This is a genomic window from Serratia sp. T13T92 (genome assembly GCF_047530105.1).
Classification (GTDB): Bacteria; Pseudomonadota; Gammaproteobacteria; order Enterobacterales; family Enterobacteriaceae; genus Chania; species Chania fonticola.
This window is the reverse complement of sequence record NZ_JBLJAK010000006.1, coordinates 38,606-65,163: the sequence shown is the minus strand read 5'-3', so window position 1 is coordinate 65,163 and position 26,558 is coordinate 38,606. Positions and strand designations below refer to the sequence as shown.

The 26,558-nt window shown below is 56.0% G+C and carries 20 protein-coding genes; 6 read left to right on the top strand and 14 right to left on the bottom strand.

Annotation, left to right across the window (positions count from 1 at the left end):
• Positions 1-8: 8 nt before the first annotated feature.
• The 6 genes from phnK to phnF are packed head-to-tail and all read right to left on the bottom strand — an operon-like array spanning position 9 to position 4,483.
• Positions 9-797 (bottom strand): phosphonate C-P lyase system protein PhnK, encoded by a 789-nt coding sequence (gene phnK, locus ACMV5I_RS08765; protein ID WP_024483394.1) that lies wholly within the window; start codon positions 795-797, stop codon positions 9-11.
• Positions 797-1,648 carry an alpha-D-ribose 1-methylphosphonate 5-phosphate C-P-lyase PhnJ gene (locus ACMV5I_RS08760; RefSeq protein ID WP_024483395.1) on the bottom strand — a complete coding sequence of 284 codons (852 nt, stop codon included), beginning with the start codon at positions 1,646-1,648 and terminating at the stop codon, positions 797-799. The genes phnK and ACMV5I_RS08760 overlap by 1 nt, the downstream gene beginning before the upstream one ends.
• A complete protein-coding gene (locus ACMV5I_RS08755) occupies positions 1,641-2,726 on the bottom strand; it encodes a carbon-phosphorus lyase complex subunit PhnI (RefSeq protein ID WP_414824151.1) in 1,086 nt (361 codons plus the stop codon). The genes ACMV5I_RS08760 and ACMV5I_RS08755 overlap by 8 nt, the downstream gene beginning before the upstream one ends.
• On the bottom strand, positions 2,726-3,307 hold the full coding sequence (gene phnH, locus ACMV5I_RS08750) for a phosphonate C-P lyase system protein PhnH (protein ID WP_414824150.1): 582 nt from the start codon (positions 3,305-3,307) through the stop codon (positions 2,726-2,728). Before phnH ends, ACMV5I_RS08755 begins: the two co-directional genes overlap by 1 nt.
• 3 nt (positions 3,308-3,310) lie before the next feature.
• A complete protein-coding gene (gene phnG / locus ACMV5I_RS08745) occupies positions 3,311-3,754 on the bottom strand; it encodes a phosphonate C-P lyase system protein PhnG (RefSeq protein WP_414824149.1) in 444 nt (147 codons plus the stop codon).
• On the bottom strand, positions 3,755-4,483 hold the full coding sequence (gene phnF, locus ACMV5I_RS08740) for a phosphonate metabolism transcriptional regulator PhnF (RefSeq protein ID WP_414824148.1): 729 nt from the start codon (positions 4,481-4,483) through the stop codon (positions 3,755-3,757). It lies immediately after the preceding gene.
• A 282-nt stretch (positions 4,484-4,765) separates the two neighbouring features.
• Here phnF and ACMV5I_RS08735 point away from each other — a divergent pair, with 282 nt between their 5' ends.
• Positions 4,766-4,978 carry a hypothetical protein gene (locus tag ACMV5I_RS08735; RefSeq protein WP_121608544.1) on the top strand — a complete coding sequence of 71 codons (213 nt, stop codon included), beginning with the start codon at positions 4,766-4,768 and terminating at the stop codon, positions 4,976-4,978.
• Positions 4,979-5,026: 48 nt separating this feature from the next.
• Here the strand turns inward: ACMV5I_RS08735 and nrdG are convergent, their stop codons facing one another.
• From nrdG to ACMV5I_RS08720, 3 genes are all read right to left on the bottom strand, one after another.
• Positions 5,027-5,491 carry an anaerobic ribonucleoside-triphosphate reductase-activating protein gene (gene nrdG / locus ACMV5I_RS08730; RefSeq protein ID WP_024483401.1) on the bottom strand — a complete coding sequence of 155 codons (465 nt, stop codon included), beginning with the start codon at positions 5,489-5,491 and terminating at the stop codon, positions 5,027-5,029.
• A gap of 328 nt (positions 5,492-5,819) precedes the next feature.
• A complete protein-coding gene (gene nrdD / locus ACMV5I_RS08725; protein WP_121608545.1) occupies positions 5,820-7,958 on the bottom strand; it encodes an anaerobic ribonucleoside-triphosphate reductase in 2,139 nt (712 codons plus the stop codon).
• A 311-nt stretch (positions 7,959-8,269) separates the two neighbouring features.
• Positions 8,270-9,157, bottom strand: coding sequence for a LysR family transcriptional regulator (locus ACMV5I_RS08720; RefSeq protein WP_202672818.1), 888 nt, complete (start codon positions 9,155-9,157; stop codon positions 8,270-8,272).
• Between the two features lie 104 nt (positions 9,158-9,261).
• On the opposite strand from ACMV5I_RS08720, the gene ACMV5I_RS08715 reads away from it, so the two are divergent.
• Entirely contained in the window at positions 9,262-9,786 is a 525-nt protein-coding gene (locus ACMV5I_RS08715; RefSeq protein WP_414824147.1) for an NAD(P)H-dependent oxidoreductase, read from the top strand.
• A 57-nt stretch (positions 9,787-9,843) separates the two neighbouring features.
• Here ACMV5I_RS08715 and ACMV5I_RS08710 read toward each other — a convergent pair whose 3' ends face one another.
• The 4 genes from ACMV5I_RS08710 to treR form a co-directional block, all read right to left on the bottom strand.
• On the bottom strand, positions 9,844-11,877 hold the full coding sequence (locus ACMV5I_RS08710) for a glycoside hydrolase family 3 N-terminal domain-containing protein (protein WP_414824146.1): 2,034 nt from the start codon (positions 11,875-11,877) through the stop codon (positions 9,844-9,846).
• A 515-nt stretch (positions 11,878-12,392) separates the two neighbouring features.
• A complete protein-coding gene (gene treC, locus ACMV5I_RS08705) occupies positions 12,393-14,057 on the bottom strand; it encodes an alpha,alpha-phosphotrehalase (protein ID WP_414824145.1) in 1,665 nt (554 codons plus the stop codon).
• 18 nt (positions 14,058-14,075) lie between these two features.
• On the bottom strand, positions 14,076-15,491 hold the full coding sequence (gene treB, locus ACMV5I_RS08700) for a PTS trehalose transporter subunit IIBC (protein ID WP_059199570.1): 1,416 nt from the start codon (positions 15,489-15,491) through the stop codon (positions 14,076-14,078).
• A gap of 189 nt (positions 15,492-15,680) precedes the next feature.
• Positions 15,681-16,628, bottom strand: a complete 948-nt coding sequence (gene treR / locus ACMV5I_RS08695; RefSeq protein ID WP_284122091.1) for a trehalose operon repressor TreR — start codon at positions 16,626-16,628, stop codon at positions 15,681-15,683.
• A 537-nt stretch (positions 16,629-17,165) separates the two neighbouring features.
• Here treR and mgtA point away from each other — a divergent pair.
• Together mgtA and ACMV5I_RS08685 are read left to right on the top strand one after the other, a co-directional pair.
• The gene (gene mgtA / locus ACMV5I_RS08690) at positions 17,166-19,874 is read left to right on the top strand and encodes a magnesium-translocating P-type ATPase (protein ID WP_414824144.1); all 2,709 of its coding nucleotides are present in this window, start codon (positions 17,166-17,168) and stop codon (positions 19,872-19,874) included.
• Between the two features lie 372 nt (positions 19,875-20,246).
• Positions 20,247-22,640 (top strand): beta-N-acetylhexosaminidase, encoded by a 2,394-nt coding sequence (locus ACMV5I_RS08685; protein WP_414824143.1) that lies wholly within the window; start codon positions 20,247-20,249, stop codon positions 22,638-22,640.
• 20 nt (positions 22,641-22,660) lie between these two features.
• Here the strand turns inward: ACMV5I_RS08685 and ACMV5I_RS08680 are convergent, their stop codons facing one another.
• Entirely contained in the window at positions 22,661-23,590 is a 930-nt protein-coding gene (locus ACMV5I_RS08680; protein WP_414824142.1) for a LysR family transcriptional regulator, read from the bottom strand.
• 224 nt (positions 23,591-23,814) lie between these two features.
• Between ACMV5I_RS08680 and ACMV5I_RS08675 the strand changes: the two genes are divergently transcribed.
• On the top strand, positions 23,815-25,062 hold the full coding sequence (locus ACMV5I_RS08675) for a dicarboxylate/amino acid:cation symporter (RefSeq protein WP_071681272.1): 1,248 nt from the start codon (positions 23,815-23,817) through the stop codon (positions 25,060-25,062).
• Positions 25,063-25,117: 55 nt separating this feature from the next.
• Positions 25,118-26,305, top strand: a complete 1,188-nt coding sequence (metC, locus tag ACMV5I_RS08670; protein ID WP_414824141.1) for a cystathionine beta-lyase — start codon at positions 25,118-25,120, stop codon at positions 26,303-26,305.
• Positions 26,306-26,558: the final 253 nt, after the last annotated feature.

Below are 26,558 nucleotides of genomic sequence, written 5' to 3'. Positions count from 1 at the left end.
CACCTGTGTTACGACAGAACCGAAGAGACCAGCAGTTGGGTGTACGGATGGTGCGGGTCGTCTAGCACCCGATCGGTCAGACCACTTTCCACCACTTCACCTTCCTTCATCACCAGCAAACGGTGGGCCAGCAGGCGTGCGACCCCCAGATCGTGAGTGACGATCACCGCCGCCAACTGCATTTCCACCACCAGATTGCGCAGCAGATCCAGCAGGCGCGCCTGCACGGAAACGTCCAGCCCGCCGGTCGGCTCATCCATAAACACCAGCTTGGGGTGGGTCACCAGATTGCGGGCGATCTGCAAGCGCTGCTGCATACCGCCGGAGAAGGTGGTGGGCAGATCATCCAGACGAGAAACCGGGATCTCCACGTCTTCCAGCCATTGTTTGGCCTGCTGGCGAATATCACCGTAATGACGCTGGCCGATGGCCATCAGGCGCTCACCGATGTTGCCACCGGCAGACACCTGTGGCCGCAGACCGTCGAGCGGATGCTGATGGACCACGCCCCAGTCGGTGCGCAGCAGGCGGCGGCGATCGCTTTCTGCCATGGCGTACAGATCCTGTTGTTGCCCCGGTTGTGGGCGGTAAAGGATCTGCCCCTGTTGCGGGGCCAGCCGGGCAGAGATCGACTTGAGCAGCGTGGTTTTACCCGAGCCGGATTCGCCGACGATGCCCAGCACTTCACCGGGATAGATATCGAATGACACGTTGCTGAAACCCTTGCCCGGCGCGTAAAGGTGGGTGAGGTTGTCGACCGTCAGCAACGGCGTGGCACTCAATGGAGCGGAAGTCATCAGTGCGGTACCTCTTGGTTGAGTTGTTGCTGGCAGAAATCGGTGTCTGAGCAGACGAACATCCGGCTGCCTTGGTCGTCGAGCACCACTTCATCCAGATAGCTGTGGCGCGAACCGCATAGGGCGCATGGCTCCTCCCATTGCTGCACGCTGAACGGATGGTCGTCAAAGTCCAGGCTTTCCACCTTGGTAAACGGCGGCAGGGCGTAAATGCGTTTTTCACGCCCGGCCCCGAACAACTGCAATGCGGGCATCATGTGCATCTTCGGGTTATCGAATTTAGGGATCGGCGAGGGGTCCATCACATAGCGATCGTTAACCTTCACCGGATAGGCATAGGTGGTGGCGATATGGCCGTAGCGGGCGATATCTTCATACAGCTTCACTTGCATCACGCCGTACTCTTCCAGCGCGTGCATCTTGCGCGTCTCGGTCTCACGCGGTTCGATAAAGCGCAGTGGCTCGGGGATGGGCACCTGATAAATCAGGATTTGATCCGCCTGCAATGGCGTTTCCGGAATACGGTGGCGGGTCTGGATCAGTGTGGCCTCTGGCGTGCGCTCGGTGGTAGCAACACCGGCTACGCGCTGGAAGAAGCGGCGGATGGAGACCGCGTTGGTGGTGTCGTCGGCGCCCTGGTCGATTACCTTCAGCACGTCGGTGCGGCCAATGATGCTGGCGGTGATCTGGATGCCGCCGGTGCCCCAGCCATAAGGCATCGGCATCTCACGGCCACCAAACGGCACCTGATAGCCGGGGATCGCCACCGCCTTGAGGATGGCGCGGCGGATCATGCGCTTGGTTTGTTCATCCAGATAACCGAGGTTATAGCCGGTCAATACTTCACTCATGGCGGTTCTCCTGAAGAGCGGCAAATTCCTGCTGCAGGCGTTTGAGCAACTCCAGTTCGGCCTGGAAATCGACGTAGTGCGGCAGCTTGAGGTGGGAGACAAAACCGGCGGCCTCCACATTATCGGCGTGCGCCAGCACAAACTCTTCGTCCTGCGCCGGGCCTGCTACGTCCTCGCCGTACTCGGCGGTTTGCAGGGCGCGGTCCACCAGTGCCATCGCCATGGCTTTACGTTCCGAGCGGCCAAACACCAGCCCATAGCCACGGGTGAAGTGCGGTGGCCGGTCCTGCGGGTCGACAAAACCGTTCACCATCTCGCACTCAGTCAGTAGGATCTCGCCGATATCGATGGCGAAACCCAACTCTTCCGGCACGATCTCCACGGTAACGTAACCGCTGCGGATCTCTCCGGCGAACGGATGATTACGGCCATAGCCGCGCTGGGTGGAGTAGCTCAATGCAAGCAGAAAGCCCTCATCGCCACGCACCAATTGCTGCAAGCGCGCCGAGCGGGAGCAGGGGTAAACCGGTGGGTTGCGGGTAATATCGTCCGGAGTGCTGCCGTCATCTTCTTCTGCCAGCGCCAGCCGTTGCTGGTTAAGCAGGTCGAACACGTGGGCGCAGCTCTCTGGCAGCGGCTCATCCGCCTGTGGTGCCGGAGGTGTTTCACCGTTGGCCAACAGCGTAAAATCCAGCAGGCGGTGGGTATAGTCGTAGGTCGGGCCAAGCACCTGCCCGCCGGGCAAGTCTTTGTAAACCGCCGAGATGCGCCGCTCCAGCCGCATGTTCTCGCTAGCCAGCGGTTCGCTGACGGCCAGGCGCGGCAGGGTGGTGCGATAGGCGCGCAGCAGGAAAATAGCCTCTACCAGATCGCCGCTGGCCTGCTTGATGGCGAGTGCCGCCAGTTGGCGATCGTAAATACCGCCCTCCGTCATTACCCGGTCAACCGCCAAGCCAAGTTGTTCACCGATTTGCTCTGCGCTGAGCGCTGGGACAGCTTCGTCACCCCGGCGCAGATTTTCCTGTAGTTGATGGGCAGCCTCGATGGCCTTTTCGCCCCCTTTCACCGCAACGTACATCAGCACTCCTCCACGCGGGTGGTTCTTGGCAGCGCCATCAGGCGCTCACCGCAGGTCAAGATAATGTCCAGACCTAGCGGGAAGCGCTGAGGCCGTTCGAGTAGATAAGCCCGTAGCGCAGCTGGCAACGGCGGGGCGATTTCCCGTTGTTTTTCAATGCCGGGGCCGGAAAGGCGCAGTGTGTGGCTGCCTGCCAATGCTGCAACCTGCACTACCAGCGTGGCACCGAACTCCGGTGAGTCTTCATTGCCGTGTGGCAATGCGCTCAGCTCGGCAGGCTGTAACTGGTCATCCCATACCGCCAGATGGATATCTTTCTGCCGGGTCGCCAGCGGAGCACCGGTATGAAAACGGATGTTAGTTAGCACTTGCTCACTTTTAAGGTCGGCACAGAGCTGGAGCGGGGTTTCCTGATCCGCCAGCGTCAGTATCACGGCGGTGCTGGCGGCGTTCAGTGCACCCCATGCCGGGCAATTTGGCAGTTCAACAATCACGCCAGGTTCACTCAACGCCTTTAAAATCAAACGGAAAGCAGACTGGGATTGCTCAATCGGCTGGTCAAAACCGGCTAATAACGTCATGGCTTAATCCCCTCGCACCAGCGTAAAGAAGTCCACCCGGCTGGCTGCTACGGCACGGGCGCGCAGTTGGCGCTGCTCCTGTTGTAGTGCGGCCAGGGGTTCGATTAGTTGAAGCTGTAGCAATTCATGGTTGGCGGGTTGTTGTAGCAGGGCGTCGATCAGCGCACAGAGTTCGGCATGTTCCTTGTCACGCCCGGTTATGTAGCTGTAGCCCTGGCCGCCGTTTTCCAACTGCACCACGGCGCGGGTTACGGTCATATCGCCCAACACAAAGCGGCGGCCGGTCGCTCCCATCCGTCCTAGCAGCTGTGTCAGGCCAATCTCAGGGGCGCGTAGGCGCTGGTAGCTTGGGTTGAGGCTCAGCGCCTGCCAGTGGCTGCGCAGCTGGGCGGGTTGGCTATGCGCCAGGACCGACATCCAGCGTTGTCTCTGCTGTAAGGATTGCATTCAGTGCTCCATCGTCAGTTCGATCATGTCGGCGCGCGCCAGGCTGACGGAGTATTCCGCCACCAAATCGCTGCCGATACAGGTATTTAGGGTGCGCACGCATAGCAAGGGGGCATGGGTGGCGATCTCCAGCAGGCGGCTCTCTTTGGCCTGGGCACGCCGTGCGCTGATGCGGGTCTGGCGGCGGGTCAGCGGCTGGTGGATCTGCTGTTGGATAAACTCATGCAGGGAGCCGCTGCGGAACTGTTGTAAGGCGGGCCACCAGTCGAGATCGGGCAGATAGTGGTCGATCACGCTGAGAGGAACGCCGTTCACCCGGCGCAGGGTGCGCAGGTGGATGATGGTTTCCCCCTCTTCGCGGCTGAGCGCGCTGGCGATATGCCCATTACACGGGCGTAAAACAGCAAGTAAGCGCTCACTGGTGGGATGACTGCCCTGCTCGAACAGGTTCTGGCTGAAGCGGGTGTTGGCGTGCAGCGGATAGTTATACGGGCGTAGCAGCACCAGAATGCCGATGCCGTGGCGGCGTTGCAGCCAACCGCGTTCAACCAGCTCGTCTACGGCGCGGCGCAGCGTATGGCGATTGACCTCAAAACGCTCGGCAAGCTGTTGTTCTGAAGGCAGATAATCTCCACAGCGGTATTGATTGGACAGTTCCTGCTCTAGCTGGGCGGCGATCTGCTGATATCGAGTGGGGTAACTGGTCGGATGTCTAGATAAGTGCGTCATAGCCAATACCTCGGCACTTCGGTTGGGGGAGAAAGCGAAAAAGCGGCGATAGAATTCATGATCGGCACTCGGTAACAAAGTTGGGCTAATGTTGCCGGGGGCAGATGACAATCAGGTGACGCGTAGGTGGCGAACTGATGAACAATTTGGGACAGGGAGATGATGATCTAAAGAAATGGAATTGGCTTATTTGCTAGAAAATAAGGCATTTCAGATGATTTTGAAGTCACAAATGAGCTAACTTTAGTGAATCAAAGTGTCGGGTAAATAGGAGCTTTGCAAATGGCAAACCATAATCAGTTTTGCACGAAGAACGAGACCAAACTGTTAGCGCAGAAAACGGTAGGTGAACACGAAGGCTGGTTGAAGGAAAAGGTGGATGCAGCCTTTGCTCGCTTACATGGAGAAGAGAGTGCTTATCTTACTCTCCGGCAAGCTGAAGAACGGATGGACGAGTTTAAAGCCAAAATCAGAGCAAAAAATCACTTCGAATGAGGTAATAAAGGTTTTAGCCGTCGCCCATCAGCGTGAAAAATTCCCCAATTAACGCAGTTTATGCACCATCTGGTTAGCGCTACCGCGCCAAATCAGCGCCGGGTCTTTTAAATCCTGCACAAACTTACCATCTATCAACACGTTAATCCGATCGACGATCTGCATCTGCTCGCTATCCAGTTCATCCAGCTTATAGCCGGTCCACAGCCAGATATCTTTGCCGGGACATTCGGCATGCACTCGTTTGACCAACTGCAGCACGGCGGCGACGTTTGCCGGGTGCAGCGGATCGCCACCGGACAGCGACAACCCTTGGCGTGGAATACGCGTGTCGTTGAGATCGGCTATGACCTGATCTTCCATCTGCTGGGTAAACGGCAGGCCAGAGTTCAGCCGCCAGGTGCTTTTGTTATAGCAACCGGGGCATTGGTGCACACAGCCTGCGACAAACAGCGTACAGCGGGTGCCGGGGCCGTTGACCACGTCGATAGGATAATACTGGTGAAAATTCATAGTATTGCGATCTTTTATATGGCCCCTCACCCCAACCCTCTCCCACGGGGAGAGGGAGCTGGTACGGTGCGGTGGTCAGGTGCAGAAGTTACTCTGCAACATTGTTACCAAGGGCGAGTGCAGTAATTAAGTTGTGGCACTTTCTGTCCCCCCTCTCTGTGGGAGAAGGAGCAGGTACAGTGCGGCAGTCAGGTATGGAAGTCACCTGTGACGTATTTGGCCCCATCCTCTCACTTGTTACCAAGGACGAGTGCAGTAATTAAGTTGTGGCACATTCGGTCCCCTCTCCCTGTGGGAGAGGGTTAGGGTGAGGGGTCACTAGCTAAAGTTAACCGATCTGCCCATTGCCCAGATGTTTCACCCGGCGTTTCACTTCTTCCTGCTTACCGGCGTTGAACGGCCGGGCATCCGGGCTGCCCAGATAGCCACACACGCGGCGGGTCACCGACACTTTTGCCGAATCGTGGTTGCCACATTTCGGGCAGGTGAAGCCCTTGCTGGTACAGGAGAACTCACCGGTGTAGCCACACTCGTAGCACTCATCGATCGGCGTGTTGGTGCCGTAATAAGGCACGCGGGTGTAGCTGTAATCCCACACGTCTTCCAGCGCCTTCAGGTTGTGCTGCAGGTTCGGGTATTCGCCGTAACAGATAAAACCACCGTTGGCCAAAGGTGGGTATGGCGCTTCGAAGTCCAGCTTGTCGTACGGATTAACCTTTTTCTCCACGTCGAGGTGGAAACTGTTGGTGTAATAACCCTTGTCAGTCACCCCGGCGACCACGCCAAACTCGCTGGTATCCAGGCGGCAGAAGCGATCGCACAGGTTCTCACTTGGCGTGCTGTACAGGCTGAAGCCGTAGCCGGTTTCTTCCTTCCAGCTTTCGGTGGCGTTTTTCAGACGCTCAACGATGGCGATGGCTTTGGCACGCAGTTGCTCGTCGTCGTACACGTGTTTTTCTGAGCCAAACAGTGCGTTGATGGTTTCATGCACGCCGATGTAGCCCAACGAAATCGAGGCGCGACCGTTCTTGAAGATCTCCGCAATATTGTCGTCGGCTTTCAACCGCACGCCGCAGGCTCCTTCCATATACAGGATCGGTGCCACGCGGGCCTTGATGCCTTCCAGGCGGGCAATGCGGGTCATCAGGGCTTTCTTGGCCAGCAGCAGACGCTCATCCAGCAACTGCCAGAAGCGGTCTTCGTTACCCTGGGCTTCCAGAGCAATACGTGGCAGGTTCAGGCTGATCACGCCGATATTGTTGCGGCCATCGTGGATCTGCTCGCCGTTTTCTTCATAGGTGCCGAGGAAGCTGCGGCAACCCATCGGCGTTTTAAACGAACCTGTGACCTTGACCACCTGATCGTAATTGAGAATGTCCGGATACATGCGTTTGCTGGCACATTCCAGCGCCAGCTGTTTGATGTCGTAGTTAGCGTCACCAAACTTGTGGTTCAGGCCGTCGCGGATAGCGAAGACCAGTTTCGGGAACACGGCGGTTTTACGATTTTTACCCAGCCCGGCGATACGATTTTTCAGGATCGACTGCTGGATCATGCGCGATTCCCAACTGGTGCCCAAACCGAAACCGAAGGTGACAAACGGCGTCTGGCCGTTGGCGGTATGCAGAGTGTTGACTTCATATTCCAGCGACTGGAAGGCGTCGTAACACTCTTTCTCGGTGCGGGTCATCGCATAGCCTGCCACGTCTGGGATCTGCCACTGCTGCGCTACCTGCTGGTGCTTGTGGAAGCTCTCGGTGACGAAGGGGGCCAGGATCTCATCAATGCGGTTGATGGTGGTACCGCCATAAATATGGCTGGCGACCTGAGCGATGATCTGCGCGGTCACGGCAGTGGCGGTGGAGATCGACTTCGGCGGCTCGATCTCGGCGTTACCCATCTTGAAGCCGTTGGTCAGCATGCCTTTCAGATCTATCAGCATACAGTTGAACATCGGGAAGAACGGTGAGTAGTCGAGATCGTGATAGTGGATTTCGCCGCGCTCATGCGCCAGCACCACATCGCGCGGCAGGATATGCTGTTTGGCGTAGTGCTTGGCGACGATACCGGCCAGCAGATCGCGCTGGGTAGGGATCACCTTGCTGTCTTTATTGGCGTTCTCATTGAGCAGCGCGACGTTGCTTTGTTCCACCAGACCACGAATTTCCTGGTTCAGCCGCCCGCGCAGCTCACGCGAGACGTCACGATCGTGGCGATATTCGATGTAGGTACGTGCCAGTTGCTTATACGGGCCAGACATCAGCTGGTTTTCTACCGCCTGCTGGATTTCGTGGATGTCGACACGCGGTCGATTTTCCATCTGTTGAGCGACCACGCGGGCGACGGTAGCACAGTAGTCAGCATCGACAACTTCAGCGGCCAAAGCGGCCCGCTCGATGGCCTGCTTGATCAGCATCTCGTCAAAAGATACTTGGCAACCGTCCCGTTTAATCACTACTGGTTTCACGTTGTAACTCCTGTCCCCATGGGGGAGCGTCGGCTTATCCACAGGGCAAAACCGCAGGGCGCAAGGGCTGCGGAGGGTGTGGATGATATTGTGGATAACTACTACATATAGGTGATTGAATCTCTATGGGCACTATATATGGGTGTGGTGCCGCTTTTTTTGACGTGGGTCAAAGAATGGGGGGAGCAGTTTGAACGCTGTACAGTTACCCGTTACAGGAATATTTGTAACCCTTGCTATCAGCGGCTTGAATGGAAAATGCCGATTATCCGAAAGATCGTTAAAGCGTGATTGCGATCGCATCATGCCGATTAGCGGCGAAAATGCGCCAGTAAAAAATCGACCCAGACGCGCACCCGCGGCGGCAGATCTGCCGAGGCATAGTAAAGCCAGATTTGCGTGGGTTTAGGCCAGTGATCTTGCAGCACTGGCAACAAGGTTCCTTGGGCAAAATGCTGTTCCACATGCCAGCGCGACAGGCAAGCGATGCCCAGCCCGGCCAGCGCGGAATCTAGCAACATCTCCGGGCTGCTGGCCGTCAGGCGGCCATGCAGATCCAGCGTTTTGTGTGCCAGTGGCCATTTTACATTACGCCCGGTGTCCGGATTGCGGTGCAGCAGGCAACTGTGTTGCAGCAGATCTTCCGGCACCTGCGGTGTGCCATGCTGGGCAAGGTAACCGGGGGCGGCGACCAATAGCATCTGCATTGGGTAGAGCGGGCGTGCTACCAGCCGGCTATCGGGATCGACCTGGCTACCGATACCCACATCAAAGCCTTCACCTACCAGGTTCACCACCCGGGCATCCAGTGACAGATCCAGATCGATCATCGGATAGCGTTGTAAAAATTCAGGGATCAGCGGCATCAGTACCTGACGGCCAAAGCCTGGGATCATGCTGACGCGCACGCTACCGGCTGGAGGGAGTTGTGCACCCCCGGCCAGCTCCAGCGTGGCGGTCAGCGCTTGCCATAGCGGTGCTACCTGTTCCAGCAGGGCTTTGCCTTCGTCAGTCAGCACCACGCTGTGGGTGTTGCGTTGGAACAACCGCAGCGCCAGCTTCTCTTCCAGCACGCGGATATTTTTGCTGATCGCTGCCGGGGTCACGCCCAGCTGGCGTGCAGCGGCGGAGAAGTTTTGTGTCTGAGCGGCGCTGAGAAACGCCGGTAACAGGCGGTGCACGTCAATGGGCAGCGACATAATGGTTGATACTTTAGGTTGAAGTTAATGTGACCGTTTACAGACTACACCGGAAACGGAGGAAATGAAAAAATGGCTTACTTTCGATAAACAAGGATTTCCCCATGTCGCGTATTTTAGTGTTGGCCGCCCACCGTTTCCCCGACGACTCCCGCATCAATAAGGCGCTGATCGAGGCGCTGCGTCCTTTACCTAACGTCACCGTGCATGAACTGATGCGCGTTTACCCGGACTACCAGATTGACGTGGCCCGGGAACAGGAACTGCTGCAAGCGCACGATGTAGTGGTGATGCTGTTTCCGTTCTATTGGTACAGCTCACCGGCGATCCTCAGCGAATGGCAGGATGCGGTATTAACCCACGGTTTCGCCTATGGCAGCGAAGGTACCCAATTACAGGGTAAGCCTTTGCAATTGGTGGTCAGCACCGGGGGCAACGCGCAGGCCTATTCACCGGCAGGGTATAACCGCTATCCGGTAGCAGACCTGCTGCGGCCGTTTAACGCCGTCGCCAACCTGACCGGCATGGATTATTTGCCGCCGCATCTGGTGCAGGGCGTATTTGATATGAGCGATGAGAAGCTGGTAGAGGAAGCGACGGGAGTAGTGAAGCTGGTGAAAAGTTTTTAAGTGGTGACGTTCTGCATCCCTCTTCCACACGGGAAGAGGGATGAGGAGAGGGCCGTATTACAGAATACCCGCGCCGATTGGGAACAGAGGATCGACAGAATCGTGCGCCACGTCCTCTTTCTGATCCAGCACCGCCTGCCAGCTGGATGGCAGCTCAAACGGTAACTTACCCTGTGCCTTGCTCTTGCCGGTGATCACATCCAGCACCGCCTCATCGGATGCGCCAAAGTTGGCCAGCAGTACGTCGGTTTTATCCACGATGTTGGTCAGGATCGCCGGACGATCGAGGTAAACGGAAATCACCGTTGGAATGTTGAGCGCCTTCACCTGTTTGATCAACTGATAGTCTTCACTGCCGCTGTAAGTGCCCGCTTTCTGATCCAGCACCACGGTTTCGGCATCGTCAAAGCCCAGTTGGCCAAAGTTGACAGAAACGCCAAACGGGTAGTGCGGATCGTTCTGATGCGGCGTATCGACTCGCAGGATGGCGATCTCCGCCTCTTGCGGCGTAGCGACGACTTCCAACCCATAGCGTGCCGCCACGGTAGCGTTGACGTTATGCAGGAACACCTTCTTGCCGCTCAGCGCCAATGGCAGCAGGGAATTATTATTCTGCAACAGGATCTGCGCACGGCGCTGTGCATCATCCCCTTTCTGCTGGAACTCCGCATTGCCGACAATTTTCACCGCTTTGGCTTCATCCACGTAAGGTTTCTCAAACAGCCCCAGCTCAAACTTCTGCTGTAAAATGCGTGTGACGGAAGCGTCGATGGTGGCGATCGGCAGCTGTTGCTGGTTGATGGCTTCTATCAGATCGCTAGGATCGCTGGTACCGCCGAACTGATCGATCCCGGCTTCCACCGCTTTCACTACGCGTTCCTGGCGGGTGAGGTTCTCAACGCCCCACGACATGCCGATCCCTGCAGTCCAAGGCGAGACTCCGGCGGCGATGTCGGCATCGCTGATGCCGGTGGCGCATTTACCTTCGCAGCTTTCCAGGATGCCCCAGTCACTCAGCACTACGCCGGTGAAACCAAAGCGGCCACGCAGCATCTCGGTCAACACCTGCTTGTTAAAGCCAAAGCCTACTTCTTCAATCAGCTGATCCTTGTACCACAGGTTGATCGGTTGGCCGTAATAGGGCATCACCGAGGCCACATTGGCGGCAAACGCTCCTTCGAACGGTACCAGGTGGTATTCCAGATTATCGCCCGGATAGACCTGCTCTTTGCCAAAGATATTGTGCGGATCCAACCCGCCAAGCTGTGGACCGCCACCGGCAAAGTGTTTGACCACGGTGATGACGCTATCTTGGGTCAGGCCTTTGTCACCATGCTGGAAGCCTTCGATATAAGCTTGTACCTGACGTTTGGCGAGTTGGTTATCCTCGCCGAAGGTACCGTTGATGCGGCCCCAGCGCGGTTCGGTGGCAAGGTCGGCCTGCGGTGATAACGCCATATGGATCCCAACGGCCCGGTACTCCTGACGGGCGATGTCACCAAAGGTTTTGGATAATGCCGTATCATCGATTGCCGCCAAGCCGAGCGGTTCTGGCCATTGTGAGAAGCTGCCCGCCGCGACGCTGGTGGCATTAGGATCGTTAACGAAGTGGTTGCGCGGATCGGTACTGATGGTTACCGGTATACCGAGGCGAGACTTCTCGGCCATTTCCTGCAGCGCATTGTTATCGGCGGAAATATGCTGTGGATCGCCCGCCATGCGGGTAATGAAGGTGTTGACGAAGCGTTGGTTCACATCTTCTTCGGCGGCGCTAATATCGACGCGGCCAGCACCATCGAGGCCAATGGTACCGTGCATCATGGCACCGGCTTTTTCTTCCACGTTCATGCGGGCGGTCAGATCGCGGGCGCGGGTGGCGCTATCAAGACGCCAGTCTTCATAAGGATCTAGCTGGCCGTTTTTATTCAGATCTTTAAATTTCAGCCCGTCGACGGTAAGCGTGGGAATATTTCTGCTCTCCAGCTCCGCCTGATTACTCGGAGTAATCTGGGTATCATTATTGTCACAGCCGGTCAATCCGGCGGCTAATAAACCACTGACTATAAATATCGACTTCCTTTTGATGGTCATAAAGAGTGCTCCATTTCGCGAGAGGTAAAAAGGCCGATGGGAAAAATCAGTCTGGTGGTTTAATTAAAATAGTTATATTTATTATGAATTTATGTTTTTAATCTGGTTTTTACCTATTATTGCATGTTTTTTTTACAGCGTGAAATAAATCTATTTACAATTTGGGATATCCTTCACAATTTGATCTTCGGCGCAGTTCTTTTAGCGCCTGAAATAGCGTGGTAATGATTTAGGAAGAAATTTAGGCAAGTTAAGTGAAAGTAAAAATAATTGCGCTGGGTGACTTATTTATACGGGGAATAATAAAGGTCAATTACTTGGTGTTAAATATATGATTCAACGGCAGGGCGTCGCTGTGAAATCCGCTGCCTTTTGGCCCCTGCCTGGCGCTTGCTGGCAGGCGCTGAGTAACTGAGGAAGTGCTCCCAGCGCCAATTTCATTGTTCGAGCCATACAAAATCAATGTTTTTCCGACAATTATGTATGGATTGTAGCAAACAACTCCCGGTGACCAATCAGGACTCCAGCAGCCACCAACTCGCTTCGAAAGGCCGCAAAACACCGGCCCGTGGCTGCTCTGCAGCATCCATATAGTTGCTTATCAGTGGCCGCCACAGTTCAGAAAATTCAACGCCAGCGGCATCCCATGCCAACGGTTCGCGGCTCAGGTTCGCAACTACCAGCAACCGTTGCCCATTCCAGCTACGTTGATAGCACCATAATGCCGGGTGAGCCGGGGCCAGATCCAGATAGTCGCCGTGAGTCAGCAGCGGATACTGCTTACGCAGGGCGATCAGATGGCGATAAGCGTAAAACACCGAATCCCGATCGGCCAATGCTGCCGTGGCATTAATCTGGGGGTAGTTCTCTGCACAGGCTATCCAAGGCGTACCGGTGGTGAAGCCTGCGTGGGGTGTCGCGTCCCACTGCATCGGCGTGCGGCCATTGTCCCGTGATTTGCTGGCCAGAATAGCCAACAGTTCGCCTTCGTTTCTTCCCTGAGCCTGCAGTTCGGCGTACATATTCAGACTTTCCACATCGCGATAGCTTCCGATCTGCTGGAAGCCTGGATTGGTCATGCCGATCTCTTCACCCTGATAGATATACGGCGTGCCCTGCATACCGTGCAGCACCATCGCCAGCATCTTGGCGGCGGTGACTCGCAGCTCGCCCTCGTCGCCAAAGCGCGAAACGATGCGTGGCTGGTCGTGATTACACCAGAACAGCGCGTTCCAGGCGCGGTTATGCATGCCTTGCTGCCAGTGGTGGAAAATCTGCTTCAACTCGACGTAATCTGGCGCGGCCAGTGTCCACTTCTGCCCGTTGGCATAGTCTACTTTCAGGTGGTGGAAGTTGAAGGTCATCGACAGCTCGGCACCGCTTTGCGCCGCATACTGCTGGCAATGCTCCAGCGAGGTTGAAGACATCTCGCCCACGGTCATCAGGCCGCGCGGCTGGAACACGTCGCGGCTCATCTCCTGCAAAAACTCGTGAATGCGCGGGCCGTCGGTGTAGAAACGGCGGCCATCGCCCTGGCTATCGCTTGGGAAGTCCTGCTGCTTGGACACCAGGTTGATTACATCAAGGCGCAGCCCATCCACGCCTTTATCTGCCCAGAACTGGCACACTTTCTTCAGCTCTTCGCGCACCGGCGGGTGTTCCCAGTTCAGGTCGGCCTGCTCGGTAGCAAACAGGTGCAGGTAATATTGGCCGCTGTCGGCGTGCCATTGCCAGGCATTACCGCCAAATTTGGAGCGCCAGTTATTGGGCAGGGCGTCACCTTCGCCATCGCGCCAGATGTAGAACTGACGCAGCGGGCTGGCAGGATCCTGCGAAGCCTTAAACCACGGATGCTCGGTGGAGGTGTGGTTAAACACCATATCCATCACGATACGGATGCTGCGCTGGTGGGCTTGTGCCACCAGGTGTTCGAAGTCGGCCATGGTGCCGTAGGCCGGATCGATGGCGCAGTAATCGGCGACGTCGTAGCCATTATCGACCTGGGGCGAGACATAGACCGGCGTCAGCCAGATGGCATCGACGCCCAGCTCCTGCAAATAGTCCAGCCGTTGAGTTACCCCTGCCAGATCGCCATAGCCGTTACCGGTGCTGTCCTGGAAGCTCTTCGGATAGATTTGATAAATAACGCCGTTCTGCCACCAGGGAATTACATTGCTCATAAAAAAATACCTTTCAGTTTAAACCGGTAACTCGCCGCGGCTGGCTTTGCGTTTGTAAACCATCATGGTCAGCAGCAGTGGGATCACTACGGCCACCAGGATAGCTACGGAGTAGATCAGCCAGAACTGCGGTTGGATAGACAGGATGCCCGGCAGGCCACCTACGCCGATGCCGTTGGCCATCACGCCGGTCAGGCCACAAATCAAGCCTGCGAAGGCGGAGCCGATCATCGCGCACAGCATAGGGAAGCGATATTTCAGGTTAATGCCGTACATAGCCGGTTCGGTCACGCCGAGATAGGCGGAGATGGCGGCCGGTACGGAAATCTCACGTTCGTTGGCCTTGCGGCTGACGATGATGATGCCCAGCACCGCCGAGGCTTGCGCGATATTAGACAGGGCAATCAACGGCCAGACTGGCGTACCGCCCATGCTTTGGATCATCTGCATATCGATGGCCAGCGTGGTCTGATGCACCCCGGTGATCACCAACGGTGCATACAGGAAGCCAAACAGTGCCGCGCCGATCGGGGCGAAACTACCGGTCATTACCCACTTCACTGCCCAAGCTACGCCATCGCCAATCATGCGACCAAATGGACCGATCAGCGTGTGAGCCAAGAACACGGCCAGCAGCAGAGAAACCACCGGCACCACCACCAGATATAGATAATCTGGCACGATCTTTTTCAGACGGGTTTCGATCCAGCCCAACGCCATACCGGCGAGGATCGACGGGATCACCTGCGCCTGATAGCCCACTTTCTCAATGGTGAACCAGCCAAAGTTCCACACTTCCGGCACTTGCTGGCCGAGCAGGTAGGAGTTCATCAACTGCGGGGAGACCAGGGTGATCCCCATCACGATGCCGAGCACCGGGGTACCGCCCATCTTCTTCACCGTTGACCAACAGATAGCCACCGGCAGGAACATAAAGATGGCCTCGCCCAATAACCACAGGAAGTCATAAATGGTTTTCCAGGCTGGGTGCATCTGTGCCAGCGTTTGTCCGCCGGACATCGGGATATCGCCGATCACGTTGCGGAAACCCAGGATCAAACCGCCGCTGATCAGGGCTGGCAGCAGTGGGAAGAAGATCTCGGCGAAGTGGGAGATACCGCGTTCGAACCAGGTCATGTTCTGGCGAGCGGCCAGCTTGGCCTGTTCCTTATCGGCTTCGTTGATGCCGGTGGTGGCAATTAACGCCTGATAGTAATCACCAACTTCAGGGCCAATCACCACCTGGAACTGCCCGGCGTTGGTGAAGCAGCCTTTGACCATGCGCAACTGCTCAATCTCTTTCGGCTTGGCCTTGGCGGGATCGTTAAGGACGAAACGCAGGCGGGTAATGCAGTGGCTGACGGTGGCGATATTCTCGCGGCCACCCACCAGCACGATCAGGCGATCGATGTCCTGCTGCTGAACTTTGCTCATTATGGCACCTTTGTTATCAGTGAGGCTCAGAGGTATTGATGTTTTTAAGCTTAGCCACTAGGCCGTTTTTATTAAATGGGAACGTTCCCAACTTGCGGTGAGGATCACAAAATGAACAATAAAGCCGCAAATAGCGTCAAAATGAACTCTGGCTACGATATGTAGGGGCGCAGCATGCTGCGCCCGCTATTAGGCAAGTTTGCAGGGGATAATGATTTGGCGGATGCTCAGTTCACCACTCAACTGGCCCAGCAGCTGAAGGGCCGCCTGCTGCCCTGCGGTGCCATAGCCCAACTCAACGGAAAACGTCTCTGGGAACAAGAAGTTGAGCATTGGCGTATTACCGATGGCGCACACCTGGATTGGCGTAATCTGTTGCTGTTGCAGGTACTTCATCGCACCTAGCGCGATAGTATCGGAGGCGCACACCAGCGCGGTGGTTTGCGGTTCAATCACGTTGGCGGCCAGTTGGAAACCGCTCTGATAGTTCAGTTCACCCAACGCCACCAGCGGCGAGATTTTTTGCGCGCGACAGGTATCCAGATAGGCCTGATGGCGACGCATCCCGGTGGTGGCATCGGACTCCTGCACGCCAAGGTAGCTGATATGGCTGTGACCCTGCTTGCGTAAGCGCTGCATCAGCAGTTTCACGGCACCTTCATCGTCATAACAAACGGAGGAGATACCCGGATATTCGCGGGCGACCACCACCATCTTTTCCTGCCACGGTTTGAGCATGTCAGCGGTCAGGCCGGTAAAGCCGAACAGGACCACGCCGTCGACGTTGCGCTGGCGCAGTACGTTGAGGTGCTCCTCGACCAACCGGGTTTCAAACTGGCTTTCCATCACGATCGGATCGAAGCCCTGCTGATACAGCAGCGGCAGCATGGTGCGCACGGCCTGATTTTCCGAAGGGGAATCCAGACGGGAAACGATAATGGCGACCACTTTGTCGCTCTGGCCACGCATGGCGCGGGCCGATTTTGACGGGGTAAAACCCTGGCTACGGATCACCGCCTCCACCCGTTCACGGGTTTGCGGGCTTACGCTGCCTTCGTTATTCATCACGCGTGAGACGGTAGACTTGCCTACCCCGCTCAGGCGGGCGATATCCTTGATTGTCAGCCGGTTTTGCATGGTTTACTTTTCATTTAGGTTATGAGGCTTAAACTTATACCCGTCGCCTTTCAAGTTGCAGCGTTGTTACCTGTACTTATACACCCCAGTCACTTACTAAAGTAAGCTCCTGGGGATGAGTCAGTTTGTCGCCTAGCTGCAACTTGAAATTCATAGGGTATACAACATCCCACTTATGCTCGCTACCATAGCGCATTTTAACGCGCGGATCTTGGTGCGCGGCCCATAGTGTTGCAAAACGGAATGGCCGCCTTTGCCGTTCTCACTTTTTCTTTACCGGAGGTAAATCCCTGAATGGATCCTGATCCGAACCCTGACACTACTCATTCGGTTCCCCGGTAAAACCTCTCCGCTCTGCGTTGCTGTTTTACCGGTTTAGGTAAGCAGCGGCACTTGCTCGATAGTTCGCCTCTGTTGTGATTGAAAATAATAGGATCTGTTCCGGCGGAGGATTTTTGGCGCGTCAGAAAATCAAGCCAGCGGGCCGATCCGCCGTTCACCCACTGCCGTGAGGCGCTGGGCGATGAGGTGCGAACGATGAAATTTAAATATATCCCCCGTCGGCTGCTGGGTTTGCTCAGCCGCAATTTGCCACGCCGCTTGGTGCGGCGTGATGCGCTGTTGGAAAGCATCAGTGGATCGGCGCAAGAATTGCCTGCCGGTTTGGCGCAACAACGCCTGGAATGTGCCGCCGCCAGCGCGATGCAACTGTATGAGCGTTTCAACAGTCACCCGGAAGGCATCACCGCGCATGAAGCAGAAACTGCCCGCGGACTGTTTGGCAGCAACACCATCGAAAACCAGCTGGCCGAAAGCTGGTGGAAGCATCTGTGGCACTGTTACAGCAACCCGTTCAACCTGCTGCTGACCGTACTGGGGCTGATTTCCTACGCCACCGAGGATCTAATCGCTGCGCTGGTGATTGGCCTGATGGTGCTAATTTCCACGCTGCTGCACTTTATTCAGGAGGCTCGCTCCAACAAGGCGGCGGATGCGCTGAAGGCGATGGTCAGCAACACCGCGACGGTGTACCGCAGCGATGCGCATACCGGTAAAAGCGAACATAGCGAACTGCCGATTTCACAGTTGGTGCCGGGCGACATCATCAAGCTGTCGGCTGGGGATATGATCCCAGCGGATCTGCGGTTGCTTTCTGCCAAGGATCTGTTTATCAGCCAGGCAGCGCTGACCGGTGAATCGCTGCCGGTAGAAAAAGTGGCGGATCGCCGTGGCCAGGTGAGCGATCCGTTGGAGTGCCAAAACCTGTGCTTCATGGGCACTAACGTCGTCAGCGGCACCGCGCTGGCCATAGTGATCGGTACTGGCAGCGAAACCTACTTCGGCCAGTTGGCGCAGCGGGTGACCAGCCAGGATGAGCAGCCCAACGCCTTCCAGGCCGGTATCAGCAAAGTAAGCTGGCTATTGATCCGCTTCATGCTGGTGATGACGCCAATCGTGTTGCTCATTAACGGCTTCACTAAAGGCGACTGGTGGGAAGCGGCACTGTTTGCGCTTTCTGTGGCAGTGGGGCTGACGCCGGAAATGCTGCCGATGATCGTCACCTCTACCCTGGCTAAAGGGGCGGTCAAGCTGTCGCGCCAGAAGGTGATCGTCAAACGTCTGGACGCGATCCAGAACTTTGGCGCGATGGATATTCTGTGCACCGATAAAACCGGCACGCTGACTCAGGACAAAATTGTGCTGGAGCGCCATACCGATGTGTTTGGAGCCAACAGCGAGCGGGTGCTGCGTTACGCCTGGCTGAACAGCTTCTACCAGACCGGACTGAAAAACCTGCTGGATGTGGCGGTGCTGACCTGTGCCGACGAAAGCCAACAGCCGGACGCGTTGCAGCATTACCGCAAAGTGGACGAGATCCCGTTCGATTTCGAACGCCGCCGCATGTCGGTAGTCGTTGCCAAAGAGGCGCAATACCACGAGCTAATCTGCAAAGGTGCACTGGAAGAGATGCTGTCGATCTGTAGCCATGTGCGTCAGGAAGATGAGGTGATCCCGCTCAGCGAAGCGCTGCTGGCGCGCATCCGCCGTGTTACCGACGAGCTCAACCAGCAAGGGCTGCGTGTGGTGGCGGTGGCCAACAAGATCCTGCCAGCGACGGATCATGAGTATGGCGTGGCGGATGAATCGGATCTGATCCTCGAAGGCTATATCGCCTTCCTCGATCCACCGAAGGAGAGCACCGCACCGGCATTGGCCGCGCTGAAAAAGAATGGCGTAACCGTCAAGATCCTCACCGGCGACAACGAACTGGTCGCCGGTAAGGTGTGTAAGGACGTGGGTCTGGATGCGGAGCATATCCTGCGTGGCAGCGAGATCGAACTGATGGATGATGCCACGCTGGTCACAGCGGCGGCACGTACCACGGTGTTTGCCAAGTTGACGCCGCTGCACAAGGAACGCATCGTCCAACTGCTGCGTAAGCAGGGCCACGTGGTGGGCTTTATGGGCGACGGTATCAACGATGCCCCGGCGCTACGCGCGGCGGATATCGGCATATCGGTAGATTCTGCGGTGGATATCGCCAAGGAAGCTGCAGATATTATCCTGTTGGAAAAAAGCCTGATGGTGCTGGAGCAGGGGGTGATAGAGGGCCGCCGCACGTTTGCCAACATGCTGAAATACATCAAGATGACCGCCAGCTCCAACTTCGGTAACGTCTTCAGCGTGCTGATCGCCAGTGCCTTTTTACCTTTCCTACCGATGTTACCGCTGCATCTGTTGATCCAGAACCTGCTGTACGATATTTCACAGATTGCCATTCCGTTCGATAACGTCGATGACGATCAGATCACCAAGCCACAGCGTTGGAACTCTGGCGATCTGGGCCGCTTTATGGTGTTCTTCGGGCCGATAAGCTCGATCTTTGACGTGCTGACCTTTGCCCTGATGTGGTACGTGTTCCAGGCCAATACGCCGGAAATGCAGACGCTGTTCCAGTCCGGCTGGTTTGTGGAAGGGCTGCTGTCGCAGACGCTGATCGTCCATATGATCCGTACGCGCAAAATTCCGTTTATCCAGAGCCGCCCATCCTGGCCGCTGTGTGTGATGACGCTGGCGGTGATCGCCATCGGTATCGGCCTGACCTTCTCGCCGCTGGCGGGCTTCCTGCAACTGCAGGCGTTGCCGCTGGGCTACTTCCCGTGGCTGGTGCTGATCCTCGCTGGTTACATGGTGCTGACCCAGTGCGTGAAAGGCTGGTTTGTCCGCCGGTATGGCTGGCAGTAAATTTTCTGATGGTCCCCTCACCCTAACCCTCTCCCACAGGGAGAGGGGACCGACCGAGTACGCCATCTGTTGCAGAAAATTACCTGATCACGGTACTAACTAGCTTCCTTTTGCGGCGAAATAGCTTGATCGCGGTACTTGACTGCAATGCTGAACTAGCTTCCTTTTGCGTTGAAGTAGATTGATCGCGGACGTGATGACAACGCCAAACCAGCTCCCTCTCCCCGTGGGAGAGGGTTGGGGTGAGGGGCATCTCCAGAGCCAATCTGTGATCCATCGCACCGTTTTGCCCCTGCGGTTGGACATCTCTCTCCGGCTCAGTCTTTATCTACTTCCTTGGCTAGATTGATTTTTTCCTCTGAGGAATTTCCGATGCACAAACCTTTCAGTTATACGCTACTGGCTTCTTCGCTGTTATTTTCCCTTAATGCGCTGGCTAAACCGGCTGGCGATCTGCCGCTGATGCCCTGGCCAAAGCAGGTTGAGTTAGCTCAGCCGCAAGGCAAGCTGGTGCTGGATTACCGCTTATCATTCAACGTTCAGGGCGATGACTTGAGCGAAGCGCAGGCTCGCTGGCGCGATCGCCTGGAACGGCAAACCGGCTGGACGCTGGCCCCACAGGGCGAGAAAAACCAGGCGGCAACGATCAACATCATCATCAAACACCAGGTTGCAGCCCAGCCGCTGCCGGATAGCGATGAGAGCTACCAGCTCAAGGTGACGCTGCAGGGCGCGACGCTGACGGCCAACACCCGCTTCGGTGCGCTACGCGGCATGGAAACTCTACTGCAATTGGTGCAGACCGACGGCGAAAACACCTTTATGCCGTTGGTGAACATTACCGACGTCCCACGCTTCCCTTGGCGTGGAGTACTGCTAGATTCGGCGCGTCATTTCCTGCCGCTCGAGGATATTCTGCGCCAGCTTGATGGCATGGCGGCGGCCAAACTCAACGTATTCCACTGGCATCTGACCGACGATCAGGGCTGGCGCTTTGCTTCCGAGCACTATCCAAAGCTACAGCAACTGGCCAGTGACGGACATTTCTACAGCCGTGAACAGATGCAGCAAGTGGTCGCCTACGCCACGGCGCGTGGCATTCGGGTGGTGCCCGAAATCGACCTGCCGGGCCATGCTTCTACCATTGCCGTGGCGTATCCTGAGCTGCTTAGTGCGCCAGGGCCGTATCAAATGGAACGCCATTGGGGCGTCCACAAGCCGACGCTCGATCCTTCGAATGACAAGGTTTATCAGTTTGTCGATAGCATCATCGGCGAACTGGTGGCGATCTTCCCCGATCCTTACTTGCATATCGGCGGGGATGAGGTGGATGCCACCCAGTGGAAAGAGTCCAAAACCATCCAGGCGTTTATGCAGCAGAACCAGCTGGCGGATGCCCATGCGCTGCAGGCTTTCTTCAACCAGAAGCTGGAAAAGATCCTCGAACAACATCAGCGCCGCATGGTGGGTTGGGATGAGATTTACCATCCGACCTTGCCGCGCACCATTGTGATCCAATCCTGGCGTGGGCCAGATTCTTTGGGGGCCAGCGCCCAGGATGGCTATCAAGGCATCCTCTCTACCGGTTTCTATCTCGATCAGCCGCATAGCACCGCCTATCACTATCGCAATGAAATTTTGCCGCAGCCATTGGGAGTAGATACCAACGTACAGGCAGGGGAGCAGGCGCAGAGCTGGCAATTCAGCATGCCGCGTTTCAAGGGGAGCCCGGTAGAAGGCACCTTCACGCTGATCGAAGGCAAGCAGGGATGGCGTGGCTTTATCGATTTCAAAGACAAATCGCGCCGTGCAGTGCGGGATATCGAGTGGCGTACGCCAGAACAAGTGACCTTCCGCATTGATACCTGGATGGGTGACACGCGTCCGGTATTTACTCTGCAGCAGGACCAACTGAGTGGTTACACGCTGGTGGGCAACGTGCGCTACCCAACCACCGGCAGTAAATTGACGGCGATCCCGGCGGGCGTGATGCCAGTGGTACCGGATGAACAGCATCAGGCCAATATTCTGGGGGGCGAAGCCGCCTTCTGGGCGGAAAACATCCGCGCACCGGTGCTCGATCTCAAGCTGTGGCCAAGAACCTTTGCCGTGGCGGAGCGTATGTGGTCGGCCAAGGATGTGACCAATGAGGACAATATGTACCAACGCCTGGCGGCGATAGATGCCTGGTCGGTGGTGTCTGTCGGCCTGCAACAGCACGCCGAAACGGCGCGTGAGTTTACCCGTTTGGCTAACAGCGTCGATATCACCCCATTGCAGGTCTCGGCCGAAGCGGTGGAGCCGGGGCAGTATTACACCCGTCAGCACCTGAAGTTCAAGGCAGGTAATTACCATCAATTTGAGCCGCTAAACCGCTTTGCCGATGCCATCCCACCGGAAAGTTCGGCAGTGCGCGATCTCGATAAGCAAGTGGCGTTGCTGCTCAAAGACAAGAACCATCGCGCAGCGGCAGAGGCGATCCGTGAACGTCTACAACGCTGGCAACGTAACGGTGCACCGGTGAAGCAGGTGATAGCCGGTAACGTGGTGATGAAGGACTTGGCACCGGTGGTACAGGATGTCAGCGCGTTGGCCGATCTGGGCTTGATGCTGTTGGAACGCTATCAGCAAGGGAAGCCTTTGAGTAACGCGGAGGCGGAACAGGCCCAGCAACAGCTGGACGCGGCAGCACAGATCCGGGATGAAGTGGTGATTGCGGCGGTGTACCCGCTGGAAACGCTGTTGCGCGCAGTTGCGGTGCGCTAACCGGGCAGGGGATGGCGTGGTTAAGACTGCGCCAACCAGCTATCCCAGATGGGCACCGGCTGTAGCTGCTCCAGCAGAAAATCGATAAAGGCACGTACCTTGGGGTTGCTGTAGCGGCTGGGGAAATACAGGGCATACAGGCCGTGGGTCGGGTGGGTCAGTGTGCCGTCCAGCGCTAGCGGAACCAAGGCGCCTTGCTCAATTAAATCGCCCAACAGGTAGGTTGGCAGATAGGCAATGCCTTGATTTTCCAGCACCGATTTCAATAACACCAGGCTGCTGTTGGCCTGGATCGGGGTGCGTGTCTTCAAGTGGTGGGCGACGCCCTGCTCATCAAGGGTTTTCCACACCGGGGTCAAGCCAGGGTAAATCAGGCACTGATGATGGCTTAAATCCTGAATGGAATGCGGCGTACCGTACTTTTCGAGATATTTTGGGCTGGCGCAATAGGCCCAATTCACCGTGGCTAATTTACGCATTGCGTAATTAACAGGCGGTTCCGAAGAAATGCGCAATGCGATATCAAAGTTGGTTTCATTAAGATTAACAAAGTTGTCATTAAGGTTAATATATAAATCAACATCGGGACAACGCTCACGAAAATGATTCGCCAACGTTGCCAAATGGGAATAACCAAAAGCCATCGAGCAGGTTATCCGTAATTCACCGTTGGGGTGATTATAGTAACCGGCGGTGGTATTGAGCGATTCATTAAAATCCAGCAACAGTTGTGTCGCACGATTGTATAAGTATTGGCCAGGTTCGGTGAGCGTAAAGCTGCGGGTAGTTCTCTTGATTAAGGTGGTGCCCAACTGACTTTCCAGCTGCGACAGGCTCTTGCTGATCGCAGAGGGTGAGACGTTGAGGTGTGCGGCAGCCTCCGACAGCCCACCACATTCCACAATTTTGACCAGGACTTCGAGTTGCTTTAACGACGCTGGGCTGCTCATTTTTTCCTTTAATTCACGAGTGATTTCTTTAAACGGTACGAATGCGCTATTACATCGCTGGAAACAAGATGCCATTATTAATCGCAGAATACGCTGTACCGTACCAGATCACAACCAAACACCAAGGGGTGACCTGTCTCACACAAGTCACATACTATTGTTGAGAAAAATAAAAAAGTGACATAAGTCACATGAACAAAAAAGATAATAATAAGGAACTGAATATGTGGAAACGTCTAGAACCCTACAAGTCATCTTTTATTCTGTTATTTGCCTTAACGCTCGGGGGGATCGTCGGTATATACGCCCCCGATATTGCGTTGAAATTACAGGCAATCGGTAAGATATTCCTTAACCTGTTGTTTATGATCATCGTGCCTTTGGTCAGTGTCAGCGTGATGTCCTCAATCGCCGGCATGACCGACCTGAAAAAGCTCGGGCGCATCATGGGGGTGATTTTTGCCGTTTCCATTGTGATGGCGCTGATACCTGCAGCCGGTATCGTCGGCCTGGCCACCTTATTCAACCCTGCGCAGGGCGTCACCATTGAATTGGCTGAAAAGTTTAATGCTGGTGGCGGAGGCATGGACTTTGTCAGTATGGTGACCACCAACGACTTCGTCGGGCTGCTGTCCAAATCCAACATTCTGGCGCTGATTATCATGTCCGTGATTGCCGGCATCGCCATCGGCCAGTCGGGTGAGCAGGGCAAGCGGGTGTCAAACTCGCTCAACGATCTCAACACCATCATCATGAAGATTGTCTCTATCATCATGAAGGGCGCGCCAGTCGGGCTGGGCTGCTATTTTGCCTCCACCATGGCCAGCCAAGACTCGCAGTTGCTGGTCACCTTTGCCAGAGCGATTGGTCTGTTCTTTGCCGCTACGCTGCTGTACTACGTTTTTGGTTCCATCTTCTACTCCTGGATTGGTGGCGGCGTGCCTGCGATACGTGCCTTCTGGCGTAACGCCATCGAGCCTTCGGCCACCGCATTGGGCACCTGCTCCTCTCTGGGCACCTTGCCTGCCAATATCCGCGCTGCCAAAGCGATGGGGATTAATCCGGAAATCGTGGACATCTCCCTGCCGCTGCTGGTAAACCTGAATAAGGGCGGCGTGGCAATGATTGCGGCCCTGAAGATCGTGTTTATCTTCGCGGTGCTGGGGTTGGACTTCACGATGGAGACCTTCTTCCTGACGATGCTGATTTCCGTACTGTCAGCAATTATCGTCGGTGGCGTACCCGGCGGGGCTTTCCTGGGCGAGATCTTCATTGTCACCACGTTGGGGCTGCCGTTGGAAACCATCCCGATGCTGGTGGTGCTGGGCACTATAACCGACGCTCCGGCCACGCTGATCAACGTGATCCACGATCTGAACGCCGCACAAATTGTTGAACGCTTTGCGGGCAAAAAGCCGCAACCGGTCTCTGAAAACGCAAGTCTTACGGATGTAGCAGAAAAAATCGCGTAAGGGCCGCTGCATAGCCCTATTATTTTTGATTAACGATAAAAGCAGGCAAATTGTTATGACAGCTAAAAAAATAGAAACCGCCCTGGTCACCGCTGGCCGTAAGCCTCGATTCACCCAAGGATCGGTCAACCCGGTGATCCAACGCGCCTCTTCCTTAACCTTTGATACGGTGAAGGCCAAAAAGTTTGCCACCGCCAACCGTGCTAAAGGTGAGCTATTCTACGGGCGTCGCGGCACCCTGACGCATTTCTCATTCCAGGACGCGATGGCCGAGCTGGAAGGCGGGGTAGGCTGCTCGCTTTACCCTTGTGGGGCGGCGGCTGTCACTAATGCTATCCTGGCGTTTGTTGCCAGTGGCGACCATATCCTGATGACCGGATCCGCCTATGAGCCGACGCAGGATTTCTGCAACAAGATCCTGAGCAAGCTGGGCGTGGCAACCACCTATTATGACCCGCTGATCGGTGCCGGGATCGCCGAGCTGATCCAGCCCAATACCAAAGTGCTGTTCCTGGAGTCCCCAAGCTCTATCACCATGGAAGTCCAGGACGTACCGGCGATGGTGAAGGCAGCTCGGGCCGTGAACCCAGATATCGTCATCATGATTGATAACACCTGGGCGGCGGGCATTCTGTTCAAGGCGCTGGATTTTGACGTGGATATCTCTATTCAGGCCGGAACCAAATACATCATTGGCCATTCCGACGCCATGTTGGGTACCGCCGTGTCGAACGCTCGTTGCTGGGACCAACTGCGTGAAAACTCCTACCTGATGGGGCAAATGGCCGACGCGGATACCGCCTATAACGGTAGCCGTGGCCTGAGAACGCTGGGTGTCCGCCTCAAGCAACATGAGATCAGCAGTATCGCCATTGCCGAATGGTTGGCGGCACGGCCAGAGGTGGAGCGGGTTAACCATCCGGCGCTGCCTTCTTGTAAAGGGCATGAATTCTTCCAGCGGGATTTCAGCGGTAGCTGCGGGTTATTCTCTTTTGTGCTGAAAGCACGGCTGACCAATGAGCAGGTTGCCCACTATCTGGACCATTTTGAGCACTTCAGCATGGCCTATTCGTGGGGCGGGTTTGAATCGCTGATCCTGGCCAACCAGCCGGAAGAATTGAACGAGATCCGCCCGGCAGCCAAGGTGGACTTTAGCGGCACATTAGTGCGTGTTCATATTGGTTTTGAGAATATTGACGACCTGATCGCCGATCTGGAGGCGGGCTTTGCGCGTCTGAAGTGACCCCTCACCCTAACCCTCTCCCACAGGGAGAGGGAACCGAACGTGCCACTGATTGGGCTTTGTGTCCGACTAGCGACAGCTCTGAACGAGCCACAATTTGACTCCCGCACTCGACTACAACACCGATCTGGCTCCCTCTCCTTGTGAAGGGGACGGAACATGTCACAGATTGACTCCTACACCTGACAACAGCACTGAACTGGCTCCCTCTCCTTGGGGAGAGGGTTGGGGTGAGGGAGAACGCATCTTGGTA